Origin of the sequence: Pseudomonas sp. NPDC089569 (assembly GCF_050280625.1) — a bacterium.
Classification (GTDB): domain Bacteria; phylum Pseudomonadota; class Gammaproteobacteria; order Pseudomonadales; family Pseudomonadaceae; genus Aquipseudomonas.
Window position 1 is genome coordinate 35,186 of the sequence record NZ_JBNNVQ010000018.1, and the last position, 16,898, is coordinate 52,083.

Here is a 16,898-nt window from a genome sequence, read left to right on the forward strand (position 1 = left end):
TTTCTGTTGCCTTGAGTCCTTGATCCGTCACAAGTTCAATTCAGGCCATTGCCTGATTCATCGGCAAGAGCCGGTTACGGAGACAGACGACAGCCCTCGTGCTCGCCGATCCATACGGCGCTATTACTGCGCCCCATGCCATTGACGGTGATACGCCTGGCCGTGCTGTCTTCAGTAAAGCCACTGACCGGCAGCCACTGCTTTACATAGGCATGGCAATACTCGGCGTCGTTGTGCATCACATAACGACACGAACAGTACTCCTTGGCGGTGTAGGCGCTGATGATGTCGGGGAACGCCCACAGCGCCACGCGTTCGTGCCAGGTCCACCCCAGTATCACCAGCAGCAGGATCAGCAGCAGGGAACGAATCGGACGGCGGCGCAACAAGACGGTCATGGCTGCACCTCCCCGGCGAACGCCTTGAGCGCGAGGTTGAGCAGTTCGTTGTGCCGGTAACTGCCGTCGCGATCATCGGCATAACGCACGATCACCAGGCGCTGGCTTGGGATCACGTACATCGCTTGCCCCCAGTGCCCCAGCGCAGCGAATGTGTCGGCGGGGGCATCGGGCCAGGGGCGTGACGCGCCCTCGACCGCCCGGTTCAACCACCAATGACCGCCGGGAACCGCGTCATCCTGATTGGCGCGGTACTGCGCGAACGGTTCGCGATTGAAGGCGACCCAGTCCCCGGGCAACAGCTGCTTGTCGCCCCAACGGCCGTCACGGGCCATCAACAAACCGATGCGCGCCAGGTCACGTGCCGTGAGGTAGGCATAGGACGAGGCAACGAATGTGCCGGTGGCGTCGGTTTCCCATACCGCATGGCCAATACCCAATGGCTCGAACAACGCCTTCCAGGGATAGTCCGCATAGAGCTGCGGACCGACCATGGTTTTCAACGCGGCGGACAACAGATTGCTGTCACCGCTGGAATAACGAAACGCCTGCCCCGGTGCGGCGTAGCTATCGTGACCTGCGGTGAACGCGGCCATGTCCGGGTGGCCACGGGTATAGAGCATGGCCACCACCGAGGACTTCAACGGTGCATATTCATAGTCCTCCTGCCAGTCCAGGCCCGATGCCCAGTGCAGCAGGTCGGCCATGGTCAGGTCCGGGTGCTTTTTGAGTGGCGGGTAAAATTTTTGTACCGGGTCCTGGAGCCTGAACAAGCCTTCGCCATAGGCCACGCCAAGAACGGTGGCCATCAGGCTTTTGCTGATGGACCAGGTCAGGTGCGGTGTATCGGCCGTGGTCGGGCCGGCGTAGCGCTCATAGATCAATTGCCCGTCGCGAATCACCAGCAAGGCGTCGGTGCGAATACCCTGGCGGGACGTATCATCGCGGGGCGGGAAGGCATACTGCTCCAGCGCTGCAAGCGCTGGACCGGCAGGCGTCGGAGCCGTCGGCCATTGCTCGGCGGGCCAGGTTTCGGCATGAACAGTGAGGCTGAGCAAAGACAGGAGAATCAGGGACAAGCCTTTGAACATGGTGGCGGCTCTTGGGAGTTAACCTGCTGAGCCTAGCCGGTGTTGATGACAATTCCGGATTTTGTGTTGCCAGCTAAATTGCCGTCGGATCGCCGCCCGGAGCCGGCTCGCTCCCACAATGGATGTGCATTTACATGTGGGAGCGAGCCTGCTCGCGATGGGGCACTTCAGATCTGCACCAATGCCTTGGCCAACCGCTTGGCCCGCGCCATCGCCGCCAGATCCATCACGGCCTGATCACGCTGCCACATCGTCGCCCACAATGACGGCCCCTCGGCCAGCGCTTGGTTCACCTCAGTTTTGAGCGCCTCGAACTGCGCAAACAATCCCCCCAGCAGCACATGTCCCGACGGGCTACCTGGCGCCTGCCGGCTGACTTCCGCGCAACCGGCCAGCAGCGCCAGCAAGCGCAGTTGCAGGTGTTGCGGCCAGTTGCTGTCCTGCCCGACGCCGTACAACCAGGCAGTCATGGCGCTGAGCACACAGGTGTCTTCCAGGGTACGGAACGGCTTGACGTAGGCATCCCAACCATCGCCGGCCAGCAACTCACACTGTGCTTGATCGAGATGTACCCGGCCGTGGCTGATGTCCGGCATCAGCGCGATGGCAGGCAGAGGTTCGACCCGTACGCCCGGCTCACCGGCATAGACCACCGCCAGGCTCAGGCGTGGGGCCTCGCCCTGTTGTTCACTGCGGGCGGCAATCAGCAACCAGTCGGCGGCATCGCCGGCCGTGACGAAATCCTTGCGTCCGGTCAAGCGCAGGTCCTGCAGACGGGTCTGCATATCGGCGACCCGAAGACTGCGCTGCTCGGTCGCGCACATGGCCCCAAGGCTCAGCGGCGCGCTCGGCCAGAGCATGCGCAACGCAGCCTGATAGCCCATCAGAAACGCCAGGCCCGGTGTCGCCATCAGGCGCCCGCCCGCCACCGCCAGTTCAAACGGCGTCACGCTACCCAGCTGCTGCAGCAACGTGGCGTATCCCTCACCCAGATCGTGGTTGGCAGGCAAGCGTTCACGGCGGTTCAACAGGGTCTGCCAGGGCATAAGAGGTTCCTTGTGGGCTGTCATATAAGCATCACCAAAGCTTAACGGCGATGACACCGGGGCTACATAGCCTGACTTTGCACAACAAGGCTGCATAAAGAAAGTCGATCCGCTGTAACCCAAAGACGGGTGAGCAGCCCGCACGGAGAATCGCCATGACTCAGATCGCCCGCATCAGCGACACCGGCAACGAACGCCGCCTGCAAGCCGAACGCCTTGTTGGCGCCGAGGCGCTGCAGGAAGCCCAGGCCTTGCGCTTCAATGTATTTAGCGGTGAATTCAACGCCAAACTCAAAGGGGCTGAACTGGGTCTGGACATGGATGACTACGATGTTCACTGCACCCATATCGGCGTGCGTGACCTGAACACCGGGCGCCTGGTGGCGACCACCCGCCTGCTGGACCACAGCGCCGCCAGCACCCTGGGCAAGTTCTACAGCGAAGAAGAATTCAGCCTGCACGGTTTGTCCCATCTGCAAGGCCCGATCCTGGAACTCGGCCGCACCTGCGTCGACCCGGCTTACCGCAACGGCGGCACCATCGCCGTACTCTGGAGCGAACTGGCCGAAGTACTGAATCAGGGCGGTTACAGCTACCTGATGGGCTGTGCGAGCATCCCGATGCAGGATGGCGGCATTCAGGCCCACGCGATCATGCAGCGCCTGCGCGAACGCTACCTGTGCAATGAATACCTGCGGGCCGAGCCGAAAAAACCTCTGCCGGCGCTGGATATTCCCTCGAACGTGATTACCGAAATGCCGCCACTGCTCAAGGCGTACATGCGCCTGGGGGCGAAGATATGCGGCGAGCCATGCTGGGACGAAGACTTCCAGGTTGCCGACGTCTTCATCCTGCTCAAGCGCGACGAGCTGTGCCCGCGCTACGCCAAACACTTCAAGGCGGCAGTGTGATGCGTCGGCTGCGGGTGTACGCGCGAATCGCGCGGGTGCTGCTGGTGGTCGCACTCGGCCTGGGCATGGCCAGTGTGTTCGGCGTGTTCGAGCGCCTGGGACTGTCTCACTCAATGGCGCGCCGCCAGCGCTGGTCGCGCTTTTTCATGGCACGCCTGAGCAATGCATTGCCTTTCGATGTGAAGGTGCACGGTCAATTGCCACAGACACCGATGCTCTGGGTCAGCAACCACGTGTCCTGGACAGACATCCCGTTGCTGGGGATGCTCACGCCGTTGTCGTTCCTGTCCAAGGCCGAAGTGCGTACCTGGCCGGTGGCGGGCTGGCTGGCGGCCAAGGCCGGTAGCCTGTTCATCCGTCGCGGTTCGGGCGACAGCCAACTGATCCGCAAACAAATGACCCGCCATCTGCAGCAGGCGTATCCGTTGCTGATGTTTCCGGAAGGCACCACCACCGATGGCCGCTCGCTGCGCACCTTCCACGGCCGCCTGCTGTCGGCGGCGATCGACTCGCAAGTCGCACTGCAACCGGTGGCGATTCGTTATGCCCGCGACGGCGAGTCCTGCACGCTGGCCCCGTTCATTGGCGACGACGATTTGCTCTCGCACCTGATGCGCCTGTTCGCCAACGACCGGGGCACAGTGGACATTCATCTGCTCAAGCCGATCCCGTGCCAGGGACGCGAACGTGCCGCGCTGGCGTTCGAAGCGCAGCAGGCGGTGCACAAGGCATTGTTTGGCACGATCGTCGAACCTGCGCGAGCACCGATGCGCCCCGCCATCGCCGCCTGAATGCAGATTTCCTGTAGGAGCGAGCAGGCTCGCGATGGTCGTTAACGATAACGCGGGCTGTCTGGATTCCCGCGTCGTCCGGGGCTCCATCGCGAGCGTGCTCGCTCCTACAGAATGTGTGTTACCGGTTCTGGGCAAAATCCTGCAACTGCGGATAGAACAAGCGAAAATCCTCGCTCAACGGCTCGTACAGCACACGTAACTCCTGCATCGCCGCCGCCAGTTCCTCAGGCCGGGTCAATCGCCGTGAAATCCCCCGCAGTACCTGCTCCAGCACTTCAAATTCCTGATACGAGCCCAGCCAGTCATTGGCCACCATGTGCGGCGCGATCTTCGCCAGACGCTCCGGCAGTTGCGGCTGGGCAGACAGCACCCGGTAAACGTCCGAGGTGAACTGCGCAAGCGGCCGGTCCGCGTACAACGCCCAGTCCCGTGCCAGGCAATGGTCGAAAAACACGTCCAGGACGATCCCGGCGTAGCGCCTTCGTGTCAGGGAAAAACGTGACAACGACGCGTCCACCAACGGATGGCGATCGGTGAACATGTCGATGCTGCGATGCAGTTGGATGGCCGCCTCGATTTCCGGATCGAACTGTCCACTCAGGCGTCCCTTGACGAAATCGCCATACAGACTGCCGAGCAATTGGCCGGGACGCTGGCCACCGAGGTGAAGATGTGCGAGATAGTTCATGGGCGCAGCTTAGCACTGCCGCCTTGTATCGTTACACTTAACGTATCGTTATAACTCGATATACCGAAATCTGAGCGGATCAGATCCAAATCATATTTGTATATCGCGAAATACCGATTTAAAGTTCGCCTCATCGCGATATAGCGTTTTAAACATCACGAGCCCACATCATGACCATCAACCTCGACGAAATAATAAAAGCCCTGGCACACCCGGTACGGCGAGAAATCCTGCACTGGCTCAAGGACCCGACCGTCGAATTTCCCGACCAGTCCCACAGCAACGAGCACGGCGTTTGCGCCGGGCAGATCGATCAACGTTGCGGCCTGTCGCAGTCCACGGTGTCCGCACACCTGGCGACCCTGCAACGCGCCGGCCTGATCAGCAGCCGCAAAGTCGGCCAGTGGCATTTTTTCAAACGCAATGAGGAAACCATTCAGGAGTTCCTCAAGACCTTCAGTAAAGAGCTCTGACCCTTCACGTCAGCCGGCCGACAAGGAATTACCCCATGCCTCTCTCGCTACTTATTCTGGCCTTGAGCGCCTTCGCCATCGGCACCACCGAGTTCGTCATCATGGGCTTGCTGCCCAACGTGGCGGCGGACCTCGGTGTCTCGATCCCCGGTGCCGGCTGGCTGGTGACCGGTTACGCCCTGGGCGTGGCCATCGGTGCACCGTTCATGGCAATGGCCACCGCCAAACTGCCGCGCAAGGCCGCATTGGTCGCGTTGATGGGCATCTTCATTGTCGGCAACCTGCTGTGCGCAGTGGCCGGGGACTACAACGTGCTGATGTTCGCCCGTGTGGTCACCGCCCTGTGCCATGGTGCTTTCTTCGGCATCGGCTCGGTCGTGGCCGCAGGCCTGGTGCCGGCCAACAAGCGCGCTTCAGCTGTGGCCCTGATGTTCACCGGTCTGACTCTGGCCAACGTACTGGGCGTGCCGCTGGGCACCGCGCTCGGTCAGGAAGCCGGCTGGCGCTCGACCTTCTGGGCGGTGACCATAATTGGCGTGGTGGCGCTGATCGGCCTGATCCGCTTCCTGCCGGCCAAGCGCGATGAAGAAAAACTCGACATGCGCGCCGAACTGCGCGCCCTCAAAGGCGCCGGTATCTGGCTGTCCCTGAGCATGACGGTGATGTTCGCCGCCTCGGTATTCGCCTTGTTCACCTATGTCGCGCCTCTGCTGGGCGAAGTCACCGGTGTCTCGCCCCGTGGCGTGACCTGGACCCTGATGCTCATCGGCCTGGGCCTGACCGTCGGCAACATCATCGGCGGCAAACTGGCCGACAAAGGCCTGGCTGCGACCTTGATCGGCGTCTTTATCTCGATGGCCGTGGTCAGCACCGTACTGACCTGGACCAGCGTTGCGCTGATTCCGACCGAAATCACCCTGTTCCTCTGGGCCACCGCATGCTTTGCCGCCGTACCCGCCCTGCAGGTCAACGTGGTGACCTACGGCAAGGCTGCACCCAACCTGGTTTCCACCCTCAACATCGGCGCGTTCAACGTCGGCAACGCCCTGGGTGCCTGGGTCGGCGGCAGCGTCATCACCCACGGTTTCGGCTTGACCAGCATCCCCCTCGCGGCAGCCGCGCTGGCGGTACTCGCCCTGCTGCTGACCCTGATCACTTTTCGCCAGAGCGGCAATCCCGAACTGGCACCGGCAACTAACTGATCTCACAAAGAGAGTTAATTCATGACGACTATTTTCGATCCGATCAAACTGGGCGACCTCGAACTGTCCAACCGCATCATCATGGCTCCGCTGACCCGCTGCCGCGCTGACGAAGGTCGCGTGCCCAACGCCCTGATGGCTGAATACTACGTACAACGTGCGTCGGCGGGCCTGATTCTCAGCGAGGCCACTTCGGTCACGCCAATGGGCGTCGGCTACCCGGACACCCCCGGCATCTGGTCCAACGACCAGGTACGCGGCTGGACCAACGTGACCAAGGCCATCCATGCCGCCGGCGGCAAGATCTTCCTGCAACTGTGGCACGTGGGTCGGGTATCGCACCCCTCGTACCTCAATGGAGAAGCGCCGGTCGCGCCGAGTGCCATCCAGCCCAAAGGTCACGTCAGCCTGGTTCGTCCGCTGTCCGACTTCCCGACTCCGCGTGCTCTGGAAACGGCTGAAATCGCCGATATTGTCGACGCCTACCGCGTCGGTGCCGAGAACGCCAAGGCGGCCGGTTTCGACGGTGTGGAAATCCACGGCGCCAACGGCTACCTGCTCGACCAGTTCCTGCAAAGCAGCACCAACCAGCGGACCGACAACTATGGCGGCTCCCTGGAAAACCGTGCACGCCTGTTGCTGGAAGTCACCGATGCCGCGATCGAAGTCTGGGGCGCCGGCCGTGTCGGTGTGCACCTGGCACCACGTGCCGACGCCCATGACATGGGGGACGACAACCTGGCCGAAACCTTCACCTACGTCGCTCGCGAACTGGGCAAACGCGGCATTGCGTTCATCTGCTCCCGCGAGAAAGAGGCCGACGACAGCCTCGGCCCGAAAATCAAGGAAGCCTTCGGCGGTCCGTACATCGTCAACGAACGCTTCAGCAAGGACAGCGCCAACGCCTGGCTGGCCGACGGCAAGGCCGATGCGGTGGCCTTCGGCATCCCGTTCATCGCCAACCCGGACCTGCCGGCCCGTCTCAAGGCTGATGCACCGCTGAACGAGCCGCGTCCGGAACTGTTCTACGGCAAAGGTCCTGTCGGCTATATCGACTATCCGACGCTGTAAGCCTTCCCCTCGAAACACAAAAGCCCCGACTCGAAAGAGCCGGGGCTTTTTGTTGTCTACAGGAGCGAGCAAGCTCGCGATGGACGTTCGGGCAACGCGGGCATCCAGACAGCCCGGGTAATCGTTGACGACCATCGCGAGCTTGCTCGCTCCTACAGGGGGCGACACAAATTCCCTACAAAATACTGAGCTTGCTACCTGTCAAGCCGTCGAGTGTGAGTATATAAAAGCTCCCCACTGTCCCTTGGCGCATGAAGAACTGTTCATCCAGGGCTGCAACGGTTGACACATGGGAAGCCGATTACGCATTTTGTTTCAATGGCGCAGGCCAGGACTCAAGCGCAGTAAGTCCAGCCCGGTGTCGACCCACCGCTCGGCCTCAGCGTGCAGTTCAAAGCTGTCGGGGGCCAGCAGCCACTGATACAGGATGCCATCGATGTAGGCATGCAAACTGATGGCGGCGCGGGCAGTGTCGAGGTTTTCCGGCAACTGGCCCCGTTTCACGGCATTACTCAGGGCCAGGCCGATTCGCACATTGCAATCGAGACTGGCGGTCAGCCGTTGCTGACGCAGGTCGCACATTTCATCGGTCAATTCGCACTTATGAAACAGAATTTCGTTGATGCGTCGGGTTTTCGGGTCCTTGGCAACTTGATGAAACAGTTGGATCAACAGCTTGCGCATGCAGCCCAGCGGGTCGAGTTCATCCTCGCTTTCGCTGGCCTTGGCCATTTCATCCAGCGGCTCATGCAAGGTATCGAGCATGGCCTGCAGCAGATCCGCCTTGTTGCTGAAATGCCAGTAGATGGCACCGCGGGTGACACCGGCCAGGGTCGCAATGTCCGCCAGCGTCGTACGGGCCACGCCCCGCTCGTAAAAGGCCTTTTCGGCCGCCTCGAGTATCTGGCTGCGGGTTTCTTGGGCTTCCTCTTTGGTACGACGAACCATGGCAGTAAAACCTCGATCAGGATGCTTCAGCGATGTCTGGATATTCGCTGAATGAAAGTGGGGCGAGCGCTCTTCGGTATCGTCCCCGTGCCTGCAATTTCAGCTTTTCGACGGCTTCTGTAACGGCAGTGATACGCAGCCAGGGTATTTACAAACAACCGTGAACGTAAGTATATTCATTAGCAAGCTACTTATCCACCCTGTACCCTATTTTTAACCTTCCATCTTTTCTTGTGCGTTTTCTACGTGCCTGACCCGAGGATTTTCATGCAATTCAAGCCAGCTGTTACCGCTCTGGTCGCCGCCGTCGCCCTGGCATCGCTGCTAAGCGGATGCAAAAAGGAAGAAGCGGCACCGGCCGCCCCACCGCCTCAGGTCGGCGTCGTCACCCTGCAGCCGCAAACGTTTACGCTGACCTCGGATCTGCCGGGCCGTACCAGCGCGTTCCGTATTGCTGAAGTGCGCCCGCAGGTCAACGGCATCATTCTCAAGCGTCTGTTCAAGGAAGGCGGTGATGTCAAAGCCGGCCAGCAGCTGTACCAGATCGATCCGTCGGTCTACGAAGCGACCCTGAAAAGCGCTGAAGCCAATCTGCGTTCGACCAAGTCGATTTCCGACCGCTACAAGCAACTGGTCGACGAACAAGCCGTGAGCCGCCAGGAATACGACACCGCCGTGTCCAATCGCCTGCAGTCGGAAGCCGCACTGCAAACAGCCCAAATCAATGTGCGCTACACCAAAGTCTATGCGCCGCTGACCGGCCGCATCGGTCGCTCTTCGGTCACTGAAGGCGCATTGGTCAGCAACGGCCAGGCCGAGGCAATGGCCGTCATTCAGCAACTTGACCCGATCTACGTCGATGTCACCCAGTCTTCGGTCGAACTGCTGCAATTGCGCCGTGAACTGGAAAGCGGCCGCTTGCAGAAGGCCGGCGACAATGCCGCCGCGGTCAAACTGACGCTGGAAGATGGCAGCCAGTACAAACTGGACGGCAAGCTGGAGTTCTCTGAAGTCTCGGTCGACCAGACCACCGGTTCCGTCACGCTGCGTGCCGTGTTCCCCAACCCCGACCACACGCTTTTGCCAGGCATGTTCGTACACGCCCAGTTGCAGGCCGGTGTGAACAGCGCAGCCATTCTGGCGCCCCAGCAAGGCGTGACCCGCGACCTCAAGGGCACGCCGACCGCACTGGTCGTCGGTCCCGACAACAAGGTCGAACTGCGCCAGCTCAAGGCCAACCGTACTGTCGGCAACCAATGGTTGATCGAAGACGGCCTGAAGGCTGGTGATCGCCTGATCACCGAAGGACTGCAATTCGTCAAACCCGGCATCGAAGTCAAGGCCAGTGAGGCGACCAACGTTGCAGTAAAGAACCCGGCCCCCGCCAAGTCCGCTGAGCAGGCTTCCAGCGGCAAAGGGGAATAAACCATGTCGAAATTTTTTATCGACCGTCCGATTTTCGCCTGGGTAATCGCCCTGGTGATCATGCTGGTCGGCGCACTCTCGATTCTCAAACTGCCGATCAACCAATACCCGAGCATCGCTCCTCCGGCCATCGCGATTCAGGTGACCTACCCAGGCGCGTCTGCACAAACCGTGCAGGACACGGTGGTGCAGGTGATCGAGCAGCAGCTCAACGGTATCGATAACCTGCGTTATGTCTCGTCGGAAAGTAACTCCGACGGCACCATGACCATTACCGCGACCTTCGAGCAAGGCACCAACTCCGACACCGCCCAGGTTCAGGTTCAGAACAAATTGAACCTGGCCACCCCGTTGCTGCCGCAAGAAGTACAGCAGCAGGGCATCCGCGTGACCAAGGCAGTGAAAAACTTCCTGCTGGTGATCGGCGTGGTATCGCGTGACGGCAGCATGACCAAGGACGACCTGTCCAACTACATCGTGTCGAACATGCAGGACCCGATCTCGCGGACTGCCGGTGTCGGTGACTTCCAGGTGTTCGGCTCCCAGTATGCGATGCGCATCTGGATCGATCCGGCCAAGTTGAACAAGTACAACCTGACCCCGGTCGACGTCAAAACCGCCGTGGCGGCGCAGAACGTCCAGGTTTCTTCCGGTCAGCTCGGCGGCCTGCCTGCCCTGCCGGGTACACAACTGAACGCGACGATCATCGGCAAGACCCGTCTGCAAACCGCCGAGCAGTTCGACAAGATCCTGCTCAAGGTCAACAAGGACGGCTCCCAGGTGCGCCTGCGAGATGTCGCCGAAGTGGGTCTGGGCGGTGAAAACTACAGCATCAACGCCCAGTTCAACGGTGCACCGGCATCCGGCCTGGCCGTGAAACTGGCCACAGGCGCCAACGCCCTGGACACCGCCAAGGCGCTGCGCAAGACCATCGACAACCTCAAGCCATTCTTCCCGGAAGGGATGGAAGTGGTGTTCCCGTACGACACCACCCCGGTGGTGACCGAGTCGATCAAGGGTGTGGTTGAAACCCTGGTCGAGGCGATCGTGCTGGTGTTCCTGGTGATGTTCCTGTTCCTGCAGAACTTCCGCGCCACCGTCATCACCACCATGACCGTGCCGGTGGTGCTGCTCGGTACGTTCGGCATCCTTGCCGCAGCCGGTTTCAGCATCAACACCCTGACCATGTTCGGCATGGTACTGGCCATCGGCTTGCTGGTGGACGATGCCATCGTCGTGGTGGAAAACGTCGAACGGGTCATGAGCGAAGAAGGCCTGTCACCCAAGGAAGCCACCAAGAAATCCATGGGGCAGATCCAGGGCGCGCTGGTCGGTATCGCCCTGGTGCTGTCGGCGGTACTGCTGCCGATGGCGTTCTTCGGCGGTTCGACGGGTGTGATCTACAAGCAGTTCTCCATCACCATCGTCTCGGCCATGGCCCTGTCGGTACTGGTAGCCCTGATCTTCACCCCGGCCCTGTGCGCCACCATGCTCAAGGCCATTCCAAAAGGTGAACACGGCACTCCCAAGCGCGGCTTCTTCGGCTGGTTCAACCGCACCTTCGACCGTGGCGTCAAAAACTACGAGCGCGGCGTGGGCAACATTCTCGCGCGCAAGGCGCCGTACCTGCTGGCGTACGTCATCATCGTGGTCGGCATGATCTGGCTGTTCACCCGCATTCCGACGGCGTTCCTGCCGGAAGAAGACCAGGGCGTACTGTTCGCCCAGGTACAGACCCCGGCCGGCTCGACATCTCAGCGCACCCAGGTGGTCGTCGACGAGATGCGTGAATTTTTGCTGCGTCCGGGCAAGGACGGCGGTGAAGGCGATGCGGTGAACTCGGTGTTTACCGTGACCGGCTTCAACTTCGCCGGTCGTGGCCAGAGCTCGGGTATGGCATTCATCATGCTCAGGCCGTGGGACGAGCGTAACGCCGACAACAGCGTGTTCAAGGTCGCAGCCCGTGCCCAGCAGCACTTCTTCACCTTCCGTGACGCCATGGTGTTTGCCTTCGCGCCTCCGGCGGTACTGGAACTGGGTAACGCCACCGGTTTCGACGTGTTCCTGCAAGACCGTGCCGGTATCGGTCACGACAAGCTGATGGCAGCCCGTAACCAGTTCCTGGGCATGGCCGCGCAAAGCAAGGTGCTGGCTCAGGTCCGTCCGAACGGTCTGAACGACGAGCCGCAGTACCAACTGGAAATCGATGACGAGAAGGCCAGTGCCCTGGGCATCACCATCGCCGACATCAACAACACCCTGTCGATTGCCCTGGGCAGTAGCTATGTCAACGACTTCATCGACCGTGGTCGGGTCAAGAAGGTCTACATCCAGGGCAAGCCAGGCGCGCGCATGAGCCCTGAAGATCTGCAGAAGTGGTACGTGCGCAACCGCGAAGGCACCATGGTTCCGTTCTCGGCCTTCGCCAAGGGTGAGTGGATTTACGGCTCGCCGAAGCTGGCCCGTTACAACGGCGTGGAAGCGATGGAAATCCTGGGTGCCCCGGCACCGGGCTACTCCACCGGCGAGGCCATGGCCGAGGTGGAAGCCCTGGCCAAGAAACTGCCGGCGGGCGTGGGCATTTCCTGGACCGGTCTGTCCTACGAGGAACGTCTGTCCGGCTCCCAGGCACCGGCGCTGTACGCCCTGTCGCTGCTAATGGTGTTCCTGTGCCTGGCGGCGCTGTATGAAAGCTGGTCGATCCCGATTGCGGTGATGCTGGTGGTGCCGCTGGGGATCATTGGTGCGTTGATGGCGACCAGTCTTCGTGGCCTGTCCAACGACGTGTATTTCCAGGTGGGCCTGTTGACGACCATCGGTCTGGCGGCGAAAAACGCCATCCTGATCGTCGAGTTCGCCAAGGAACTGCACGAGCACGGGCGCAGCCTGCGCGATGCGGCGATCGAAGCCTGTCGCATGCGTCTGCGACCGATCATCATGACCTCGCTTGCGTTCGTCCTTGGTGTGGTACCACTGGCGATATCCACGGGCGCAGGTTCCGGTAGCCAGCACGCCATCGGTACCGGTGTAATTGGCGGTATGATCACCGCCACCGTACTGGCGATCTTCTGGGTCCCGCTGTTCTTTGTCACCGTATCGTCCATGGGCCAGCGCAAAATCGCCGACCAGGACGCTGCCATTGAACCTTCTAAAGAGGCTGGCTAATGAGCAAGTCGCTACTCTCCCTGGCAGTCGCCGCCTTTGTGCTCGGTGGCTGCTCGCTGATACCTGACTATCAGCAACCCGAAGCACCGGTGGCGGGCCAGTACCCGCAAGGGCCGGCGTATTCGCCGGAACAGGCACCGGCGCAAGCGGCTGCCGAGCAAGGCTGGAGGCAGTTTTTCCATGACCCGGCACTGCAACAGCTGATTAAGGTGGCTTTGGAAAACAACCGTGACCTGCGTGTCGCGGCCCTGAACATCGACGCGTTCGCGGCCCAGTACCGCATCTCCCGCGCCGATCTGTTCCCGGCCGTCTCGGCCAATGGCACCGGCACTCGTCAGCATCTTCCGGCCGATGCATCGCAGACCGGCAAGTCGGGCATTACCAGTTCCTACTCGGCCACCGTCGGCGTCAACGCTTATGAACTCGACCTGTTCGGCCGGATTCGCAGCCTGAACGAAGAAGCGTTGCAGAAGTACTTCGCCACGGAAGAGGCACGCCGCAGCACCCAGCTCAGCCTGGTGGCCAGCGTGGCCAACGCCTACCTGACCTGGCAGGCCGACAAGGAACTGCTGAAGGTCACCCAGGACACCCTTGCAGCGTTCGAGGAAAGCTACAAGCTGACCGCACGCAGCAACGAAGTCGGCGTGGCCTCGGCGCTGGACCTGGCGCAATCGCGTACCTCGGTGGAGAACGCCCGCGCACAACTGGCCCGCTACACCCGCCTGGTTGCCCAGGACGAAAACAGCCTGGTGCTGCTGCTCGGCACTGGCGTCCCGAGCGGCTTGCCGGCAGCCAGACCGCTGAACGACGATTTGCTGGCTGAAGTACCGGCCGGCTTGCCGTCGGACCTGCTGCAACGTCGCCCGGACATCCTTCAGGCCGAATACAACCTCAAGGCCGCCAACGCCAACATCGGTGCGGCACGGGCTGCGTTCTTCCCGAGCATCAGCCTGACCGCCAATGCCGGCACCCTGAGCCCGGACCTGTCCGGGCTGTTCAAGGGCGGTTCGGGCACCTGGCTGTTCCAGCCGCAGATCAACCTGCCGATCTTCAACGCCGGCAGCCTGCGCGCCAGCCTGGATTACTCGAAAATCCAGAAAGACATTGGCGTGGCGAACTACGAGAAGTCCATTCAAACGGCCTTCCAGGAAGTCGCCGATGGCCTGGCCTCGCGCGGAACCTATACCGATCAGGTACAGGCACAACGCAATCTGGTCAGCGCCAACCAGGACTACTACCGTCTGGCCGAGCGTCGTTATCGCATTGGCGTCGACAGCAACCTGACGTTCCTCGATGCCCAGCGCCAACTGTTCGCCTCGCAACAGTCGCTGATCACCGACCGTCTGGCGCAGTTGATCAGCCAGGTCAATCTGTACAAGGCACTCGGTGGTGGCTGGAACGAACAAACGGCAAAGAACGAGCCGTTGAAAGAAGAAGCGCCGAAGATGAAGTATTTCTGATAGCGCCTTGAACACACGAAGCCCACCTTTTGGTGGGCTTTTTGTTGTCTGCGGGAAAGCTATTCCGTCAGCGATGGCCCTTTCGCGGGCAAGCCTCGCTCCTACAAAGGTCTCGCACTTTCTGTAGGAGCGAGGCTTGCCCGCGAAAGGGCCAGAACAAGCACCACAAAACCAGCGTTCATCTTACGTTCGATAATCGCCCAAAACCCGCATTCACAGATTGAACCATCTAGTACATTCACTTCACCATTCGGCGCACAAGACCAATAACAACAGGTTCTACACCATGCCCCCGCGCCCTGCCCTGTCCGGCTGATCCCCAGGTTTTATCGCCAACCACTCGACTGCCTGTCCGCACTCTCCCGTTTGCGGCATCACCCGGCTTCATCCCCAAGAATCAGAGAGACCCGAGCACATGACGCCTTCCACTCCCCAGCATTTCCTTCCCGGCCTGATCGCCGTTGCCCTGACCAGCGCGATTCTGCCGGCACAAGCCGAGGAATCAGGCTTTGTCGAAGGCGCCAAGGTCAACCTGAACCTGCGCAATTTCTATATCAACCGCAACTTCACCAACCCGACCAAGGCACAGGGCAAGGCCGAGGAATGGACACAGAGTTTCATCCTCGACGCCAAGTCCGGTTTCACCCAAGGCACCGTCGGCTTCGGCATGGATGTGCTGGGGCTGTACTCGGTAAAGCTCGACGGCGGTAAAGGCACCGGTGGCACACAACTGCTACCGCTGGATCACGATGGCCGCCCGGCAGACAACTACGGCCGTACCAACGTGGCGTTCAAGGCCAAACTTTCGCAAACCGAAGCGAAGGTCGGTGAATGGATGCCGGTGTTGCCGATCCTGCGCTCGGACGATGGCCGCTCGCTGCCGCAAACCTTCCGCGGCGGCCAGATCACCTCGAAGGAAATCGATGGCCTGACGCTCTACGGCGGCCAGTTCCGCCAGAACAGCCCCCGCGACGACAGCAGCATGAGCGACATGTCGATGACCGGCAAAGCGGCGTTTACCTCCGACCGTTTCAACTTCCAGGGCGCCGAGTACCTGTTCAACGACAAGCGCACGCAGATTGGTGTGTGGAACGCCGAACTCAAGGACATCTACAGCCAACAGTTCATCAACCTGGTGCACAGTCAGCCGCTGGGCGACTGGACCCTGGGCGCCAACCTCGGTTTCTTCTACGGCAAGGATGACGGCAGCGCCCGTGCTGGCGAACTGGACAACAAGACCATGTACGGCCTGTTCTCGGCCAAATACGGTGGCAACACCTTCTACATCGGTCTGCAAAAACTCACCGGTGACAGCGCCTGGATGCGGGTCAATGGCACCAGCGGCGGCACCCTGGCCAACGACAGCTACAACTCCAGCTACGACAATGCGCGGGAGAAGTCCTGGCAAGTGCGCCACGACTACAACTTCGTCGCCCTCGGCATACCGGGCCTGACCCTGATGAACCGCTACATCAGCGGCGACAACGTACACACCGGCACCATCACCGACGGCAAGGAATGGGGTCGCGAGAGTGAACTGGGCTACACCGTGCAGAGCGGCGCGCTGAAAGACCTGAACGTGAAATGGCGCAACTCCACCATGCGCCGTGACTACAGCAACAACGAGTTCGACGAAAACCGCCTGATCATCAGCTACCCGATCAGCTTGTTGTAAATCTCAGATACGCCTTCGCGGGCAAGCCTCGCTCCTACAGGGTGTTGTGTCTTGCCCCAAATCATGCGGCACACATAAAACCTGTAGGAGCGAGGCTTGCCCGCGAAGGCGCCAGATCAGCCACCAAAAATCACCGGGATCACTCCCGCGATTCAACCCCCAGCTCATCCCACACCGACTCCGCCAGGTGGAACGTCGCGTTGGCGGCCGGGATGCCGCAGTAGATCGCGCTCTGCATGATCACTTCCTTGATCTCGCCACGGCTGACGCCATTGTTGGCGGCGGCACGCAGGTGCAACTTGAGTTCACCTTCACGGTTCATGCCGATCAGCATGGCGATGGTGATCAGGCTGCGGGTATGGCGTGGCAGGCCCGGGCGGGTCCAGATGTCACCCCAGGCGTGGCGGGTGATCATTTCCTGGAACTCCGAGTTGAACTCGGTCAGGGCCGTGAGGCTGCGGTCGACATGGGCATCGCCCAGCACCGCGCGGCGCACTTGCATGCCCTCATCGTAACGTTGTTTCTCGTCCACAAAATCACCTTGAATTCGT

At 60.9% G+C, this 16,898-nt stretch carries 15 protein-coding genes; 9 read left to right on the plus strand and 6 right to left on the minus strand.

Going from position 1 to position 16,898, the window contains the following annotated elements:
- Positions 1–74: 74 nt before the first annotated feature.
- The 3 genes from ACQKP2_RS10985 to ACQKP2_RS10995 form a co-directional block, all read right to left on the minus strand.
- Positions 75–398, minus strand: coding sequence for an amidase (locus ACQKP2_RS10985; RefSeq protein WP_427576305.1), 324 nt, complete (start codon positions 396–398; stop codon positions 75–77).
- Positions 395–1,489 (minus strand): serine hydrolase domain-containing protein, encoded by a 1,095-nt coding sequence (locus tag ACQKP2_RS10990; protein ID WP_427576307.1) that lies wholly within the window; start codon positions 1,487–1,489, stop codon positions 395–397. Before ACQKP2_RS10990 ends, ACQKP2_RS10985 begins: the two co-directional genes overlap by 4 nt.
- A gap of 167 nt (positions 1,490–1,656) precedes the next feature.
- Positions 1,657–2,535, minus strand: a complete 879-nt coding sequence (locus ACQKP2_RS10995; RefSeq protein ID WP_427576308.1) for an acyl-CoA dehydrogenase family protein — start codon at positions 2,533–2,535, stop codon at positions 1,657–1,659.
- Positions 2,536–2,690: 155 nt separating this feature from the next.
- Here ACQKP2_RS10995 and olsB point away from each other — a divergent pair, with 155 nt between their 5' ends.
- Together olsB and ACQKP2_RS11005 are read left to right on the plus strand one after the other, a co-directional pair.
- Entirely contained in the window at positions 2,691–3,446 is a 756-nt protein-coding gene (gene olsB, locus ACQKP2_RS11000; protein WP_427576310.1) for an L-ornithine N(alpha)-acyltransferase, read from the plus strand.
- Positions 3,446–4,237 carry a lysophospholipid acyltransferase family protein gene (locus ACQKP2_RS11005; protein WP_427576312.1) on the plus strand — a complete coding sequence of 264 codons (792 nt, stop codon included), beginning with the start codon at positions 3,446–3,448 and terminating at the stop codon, positions 4,235–4,237. The genes olsB and ACQKP2_RS11005 overlap by 1 nt, the downstream gene beginning before the upstream one ends.
- A 121-nt stretch (positions 4,238–4,358) precedes the next feature.
- On the opposite strand, the gene ACQKP2_RS11010 is transcribed toward ACQKP2_RS11005, so the two are convergent.
- Positions 4,359–4,928: an ACP phosphodiesterase gene (locus ACQKP2_RS11010; protein ID WP_427576314.1), complete on the minus strand. Its 570-nt coding sequence runs from the start codon at positions 4,926–4,928 to the stop codon at positions 4,359–4,361.
- Positions 4,929–5,098: 170 nt separating this feature from the next.
- Here ACQKP2_RS11010 and ACQKP2_RS11015 point away from each other — a divergent pair, with 170 nt between their 5' ends.
- Genes ACQKP2_RS11015 through ACQKP2_RS11025 form a run of 3 tightly spaced genes read left to right on the plus strand, consistent with a single transcriptional unit; the run spans position 5,099 to position 7,674 of the window.
- Positions 5,099–5,401, plus strand: a complete 303-nt coding sequence (locus ACQKP2_RS11015) for an ArsR/SmtB family transcription factor (protein ID WP_007983055.1) — start codon at positions 5,099–5,101, stop codon at positions 5,399–5,401.
- Between the two features lie 35 nt (positions 5,402–5,436).
- A complete protein-coding gene (locus ACQKP2_RS11020; protein WP_427576316.1) occupies positions 5,437–6,603 on the plus strand; it encodes an MFS transporter in 1,167 nt (388 codons plus the stop codon).
- A gap of 21 nt (positions 6,604–6,624) precedes the next feature.
- Positions 6,625–7,674 (plus strand): alkene reductase, encoded by a 1,050-nt coding sequence (locus ACQKP2_RS11025; RefSeq protein ID WP_427576317.1) that lies wholly within the window; start codon positions 6,625–6,627, stop codon positions 7,672–7,674.
- 315 nt (positions 7,675–7,989) lie between these two features.
- Here the strand turns inward: ACQKP2_RS11025 and emhR are convergent, their stop codons facing one another.
- Complete coding sequence (gene emhR, locus ACQKP2_RS11030) at positions 7,990–8,622, minus strand: efflux system transcriptional repressor EmhR (protein WP_427576319.1); 633 nt, start codon at positions 8,620–8,622, stop codon at positions 7,990–7,992.
- A gap of 267 nt (positions 8,623–8,889) precedes the next feature.
- Here emhR and emhA point away from each other — a divergent pair, with 267 nt between their 5' ends.
- The 4 genes from emhA (at position 8,890) to ACQKP2_RS11050 (ending at position 16,347) form a co-directional block, all read left to right on the plus strand.
- Positions 8,890–10,047: an efflux RND transporter periplasmic adaptor subunit EmhA gene (gene emhA / locus ACQKP2_RS11035; RefSeq protein ID WP_427576321.1), complete on the plus strand. Its 1,158-nt coding sequence runs from the start codon at positions 8,890–8,892 to the stop codon at positions 10,045–10,047.
- Between the two features lie 3 nt (positions 10,048–10,050).
- Positions 10,051–13,212 (plus strand): efflux RND transporter permease subunit EmhB, encoded by a 3,162-nt coding sequence (gene emhB, locus ACQKP2_RS11040; RefSeq protein ID WP_427576322.1) that lies wholly within the window; start codon positions 10,051–10,053, stop codon positions 13,210–13,212.
- Positions 13,212–14,672, plus strand: a complete 1,461-nt coding sequence (emhC, locus tag ACQKP2_RS11045; RefSeq protein WP_427576324.1) for an efflux RND transporter outer membrane subunit EmhC — start codon at positions 13,212–13,214, stop codon at positions 14,670–14,672. Before emhB ends, emhC begins: the two co-directional genes overlap by 1 nt.
- A gap of 415 nt (positions 14,673–15,087) precedes the next feature.
- The gene (locus tag ACQKP2_RS11050; RefSeq protein WP_427576326.1) at positions 15,088–16,347 is read left to right on the plus strand and encodes an OprD family porin; all 1,260 of its coding nucleotides are present in this window, start codon (positions 15,088–15,090) and stop codon (positions 16,345–16,347) included.
- A 139-nt stretch (positions 16,348–16,486) separates the two neighbouring features.
- Here ACQKP2_RS11050 and pcaC read toward each other — a convergent pair whose 3' ends face one another.
- Positions 16,487–16,879 (minus strand): 4-carboxymuconolactone decarboxylase, encoded by a 393-nt coding sequence (gene pcaC / locus ACQKP2_RS11055; RefSeq protein WP_427576327.1) that lies wholly within the window; start codon positions 16,877–16,879, stop codon positions 16,487–16,489.
- Between the last annotated feature and the right edge of the window lie 19 nt (positions 16,880–16,898).

Bases quoted from the DNA above. Each gene is read 5' to 3' on its own strand.
- ACQKP2_RS10985 (WP_427576305.1), bottom strand. From the start codon at position 398: ATGACCGTCTTGTTGCGCCGCCGTCCGATTCGTTCCCTGCTGCTGATC.
- ACQKP2_RS10990 (WP_427576307.1), bottom strand. From the start codon at position 1,489: ATGTTCAAAGGCTTGTCCCTGATTCTCCTGTCTTTGCTCAGCCTCACT.
- ACQKP2_RS10995 (WP_427576308.1), bottom strand. From the start codon at position 2,535: ATGCCCTGGCAGACCCTGTTGAACCGCCGTGAACGCTTGCCTGCCAAC.
- olsB (WP_427576310.1), top strand. From the start codon at position 2,691: ATGACTCAGATCGCCCGCATCAGCGACACCGGCAACGAACGCCGCCTG.
- ACQKP2_RS11005 (WP_427576312.1), top strand. From the start codon at position 3,446: ATGCGTCGGCTGCGGGTGTACGCGCGAATCGCGCGGGTGCTGCTGGTG.
- ACQKP2_RS11010 (WP_427576314.1), bottom strand. From the start codon at position 4,928: ATGAACTATCTCGCACATCTTCACCTCGGTGGCCAGCGTCCCGGCCAA.
- ACQKP2_RS11015 (WP_007983055.1), top strand. From the start codon at position 5,099: ATGACCATCAACCTCGACGAAATAATAAAAGCCCTGGCACACCCGGTA.
- ACQKP2_RS11020 (WP_427576316.1), top strand. From the start codon at position 5,437: ATGCCTCTCTCGCTACTTATTCTGGCCTTGAGCGCCTTCGCCATCGGC.
- ACQKP2_RS11025 (WP_427576317.1), top strand. From the start codon at position 6,625: ATGACGACTATTTTCGATCCGATCAAACTGGGCGACCTCGAACTGTCC.
- emhR (WP_427576319.1), bottom strand. From the start codon at position 8,622: ATGGTTCGTCGTACCAAAGAGGAAGCCCAAGAAACCCGCAGCCAGATA.
- emhA (WP_427576321.1), top strand. From the start codon at position 8,890: ATGCAATTCAAGCCAGCTGTTACCGCTCTGGTCGCCGCCGTCGCCCTG.
- emhB (WP_427576322.1), top strand. From the start codon at position 10,051: ATGTCGAAATTTTTTATCGACCGTCCGATTTTCGCCTGGGTAATCGCC.
- emhC (WP_427576324.1), top strand. From the start codon at position 13,212: ATGAGCAAGTCGCTACTCTCCCTGGCAGTCGCCGCCTTTGTGCTCGGT.
- ACQKP2_RS11050 (WP_427576326.1), top strand. From the start codon at position 15,088: ATGACGCCTTCCACTCCCCAGCATTTCCTTCCCGGCCTGATCGCCGTT.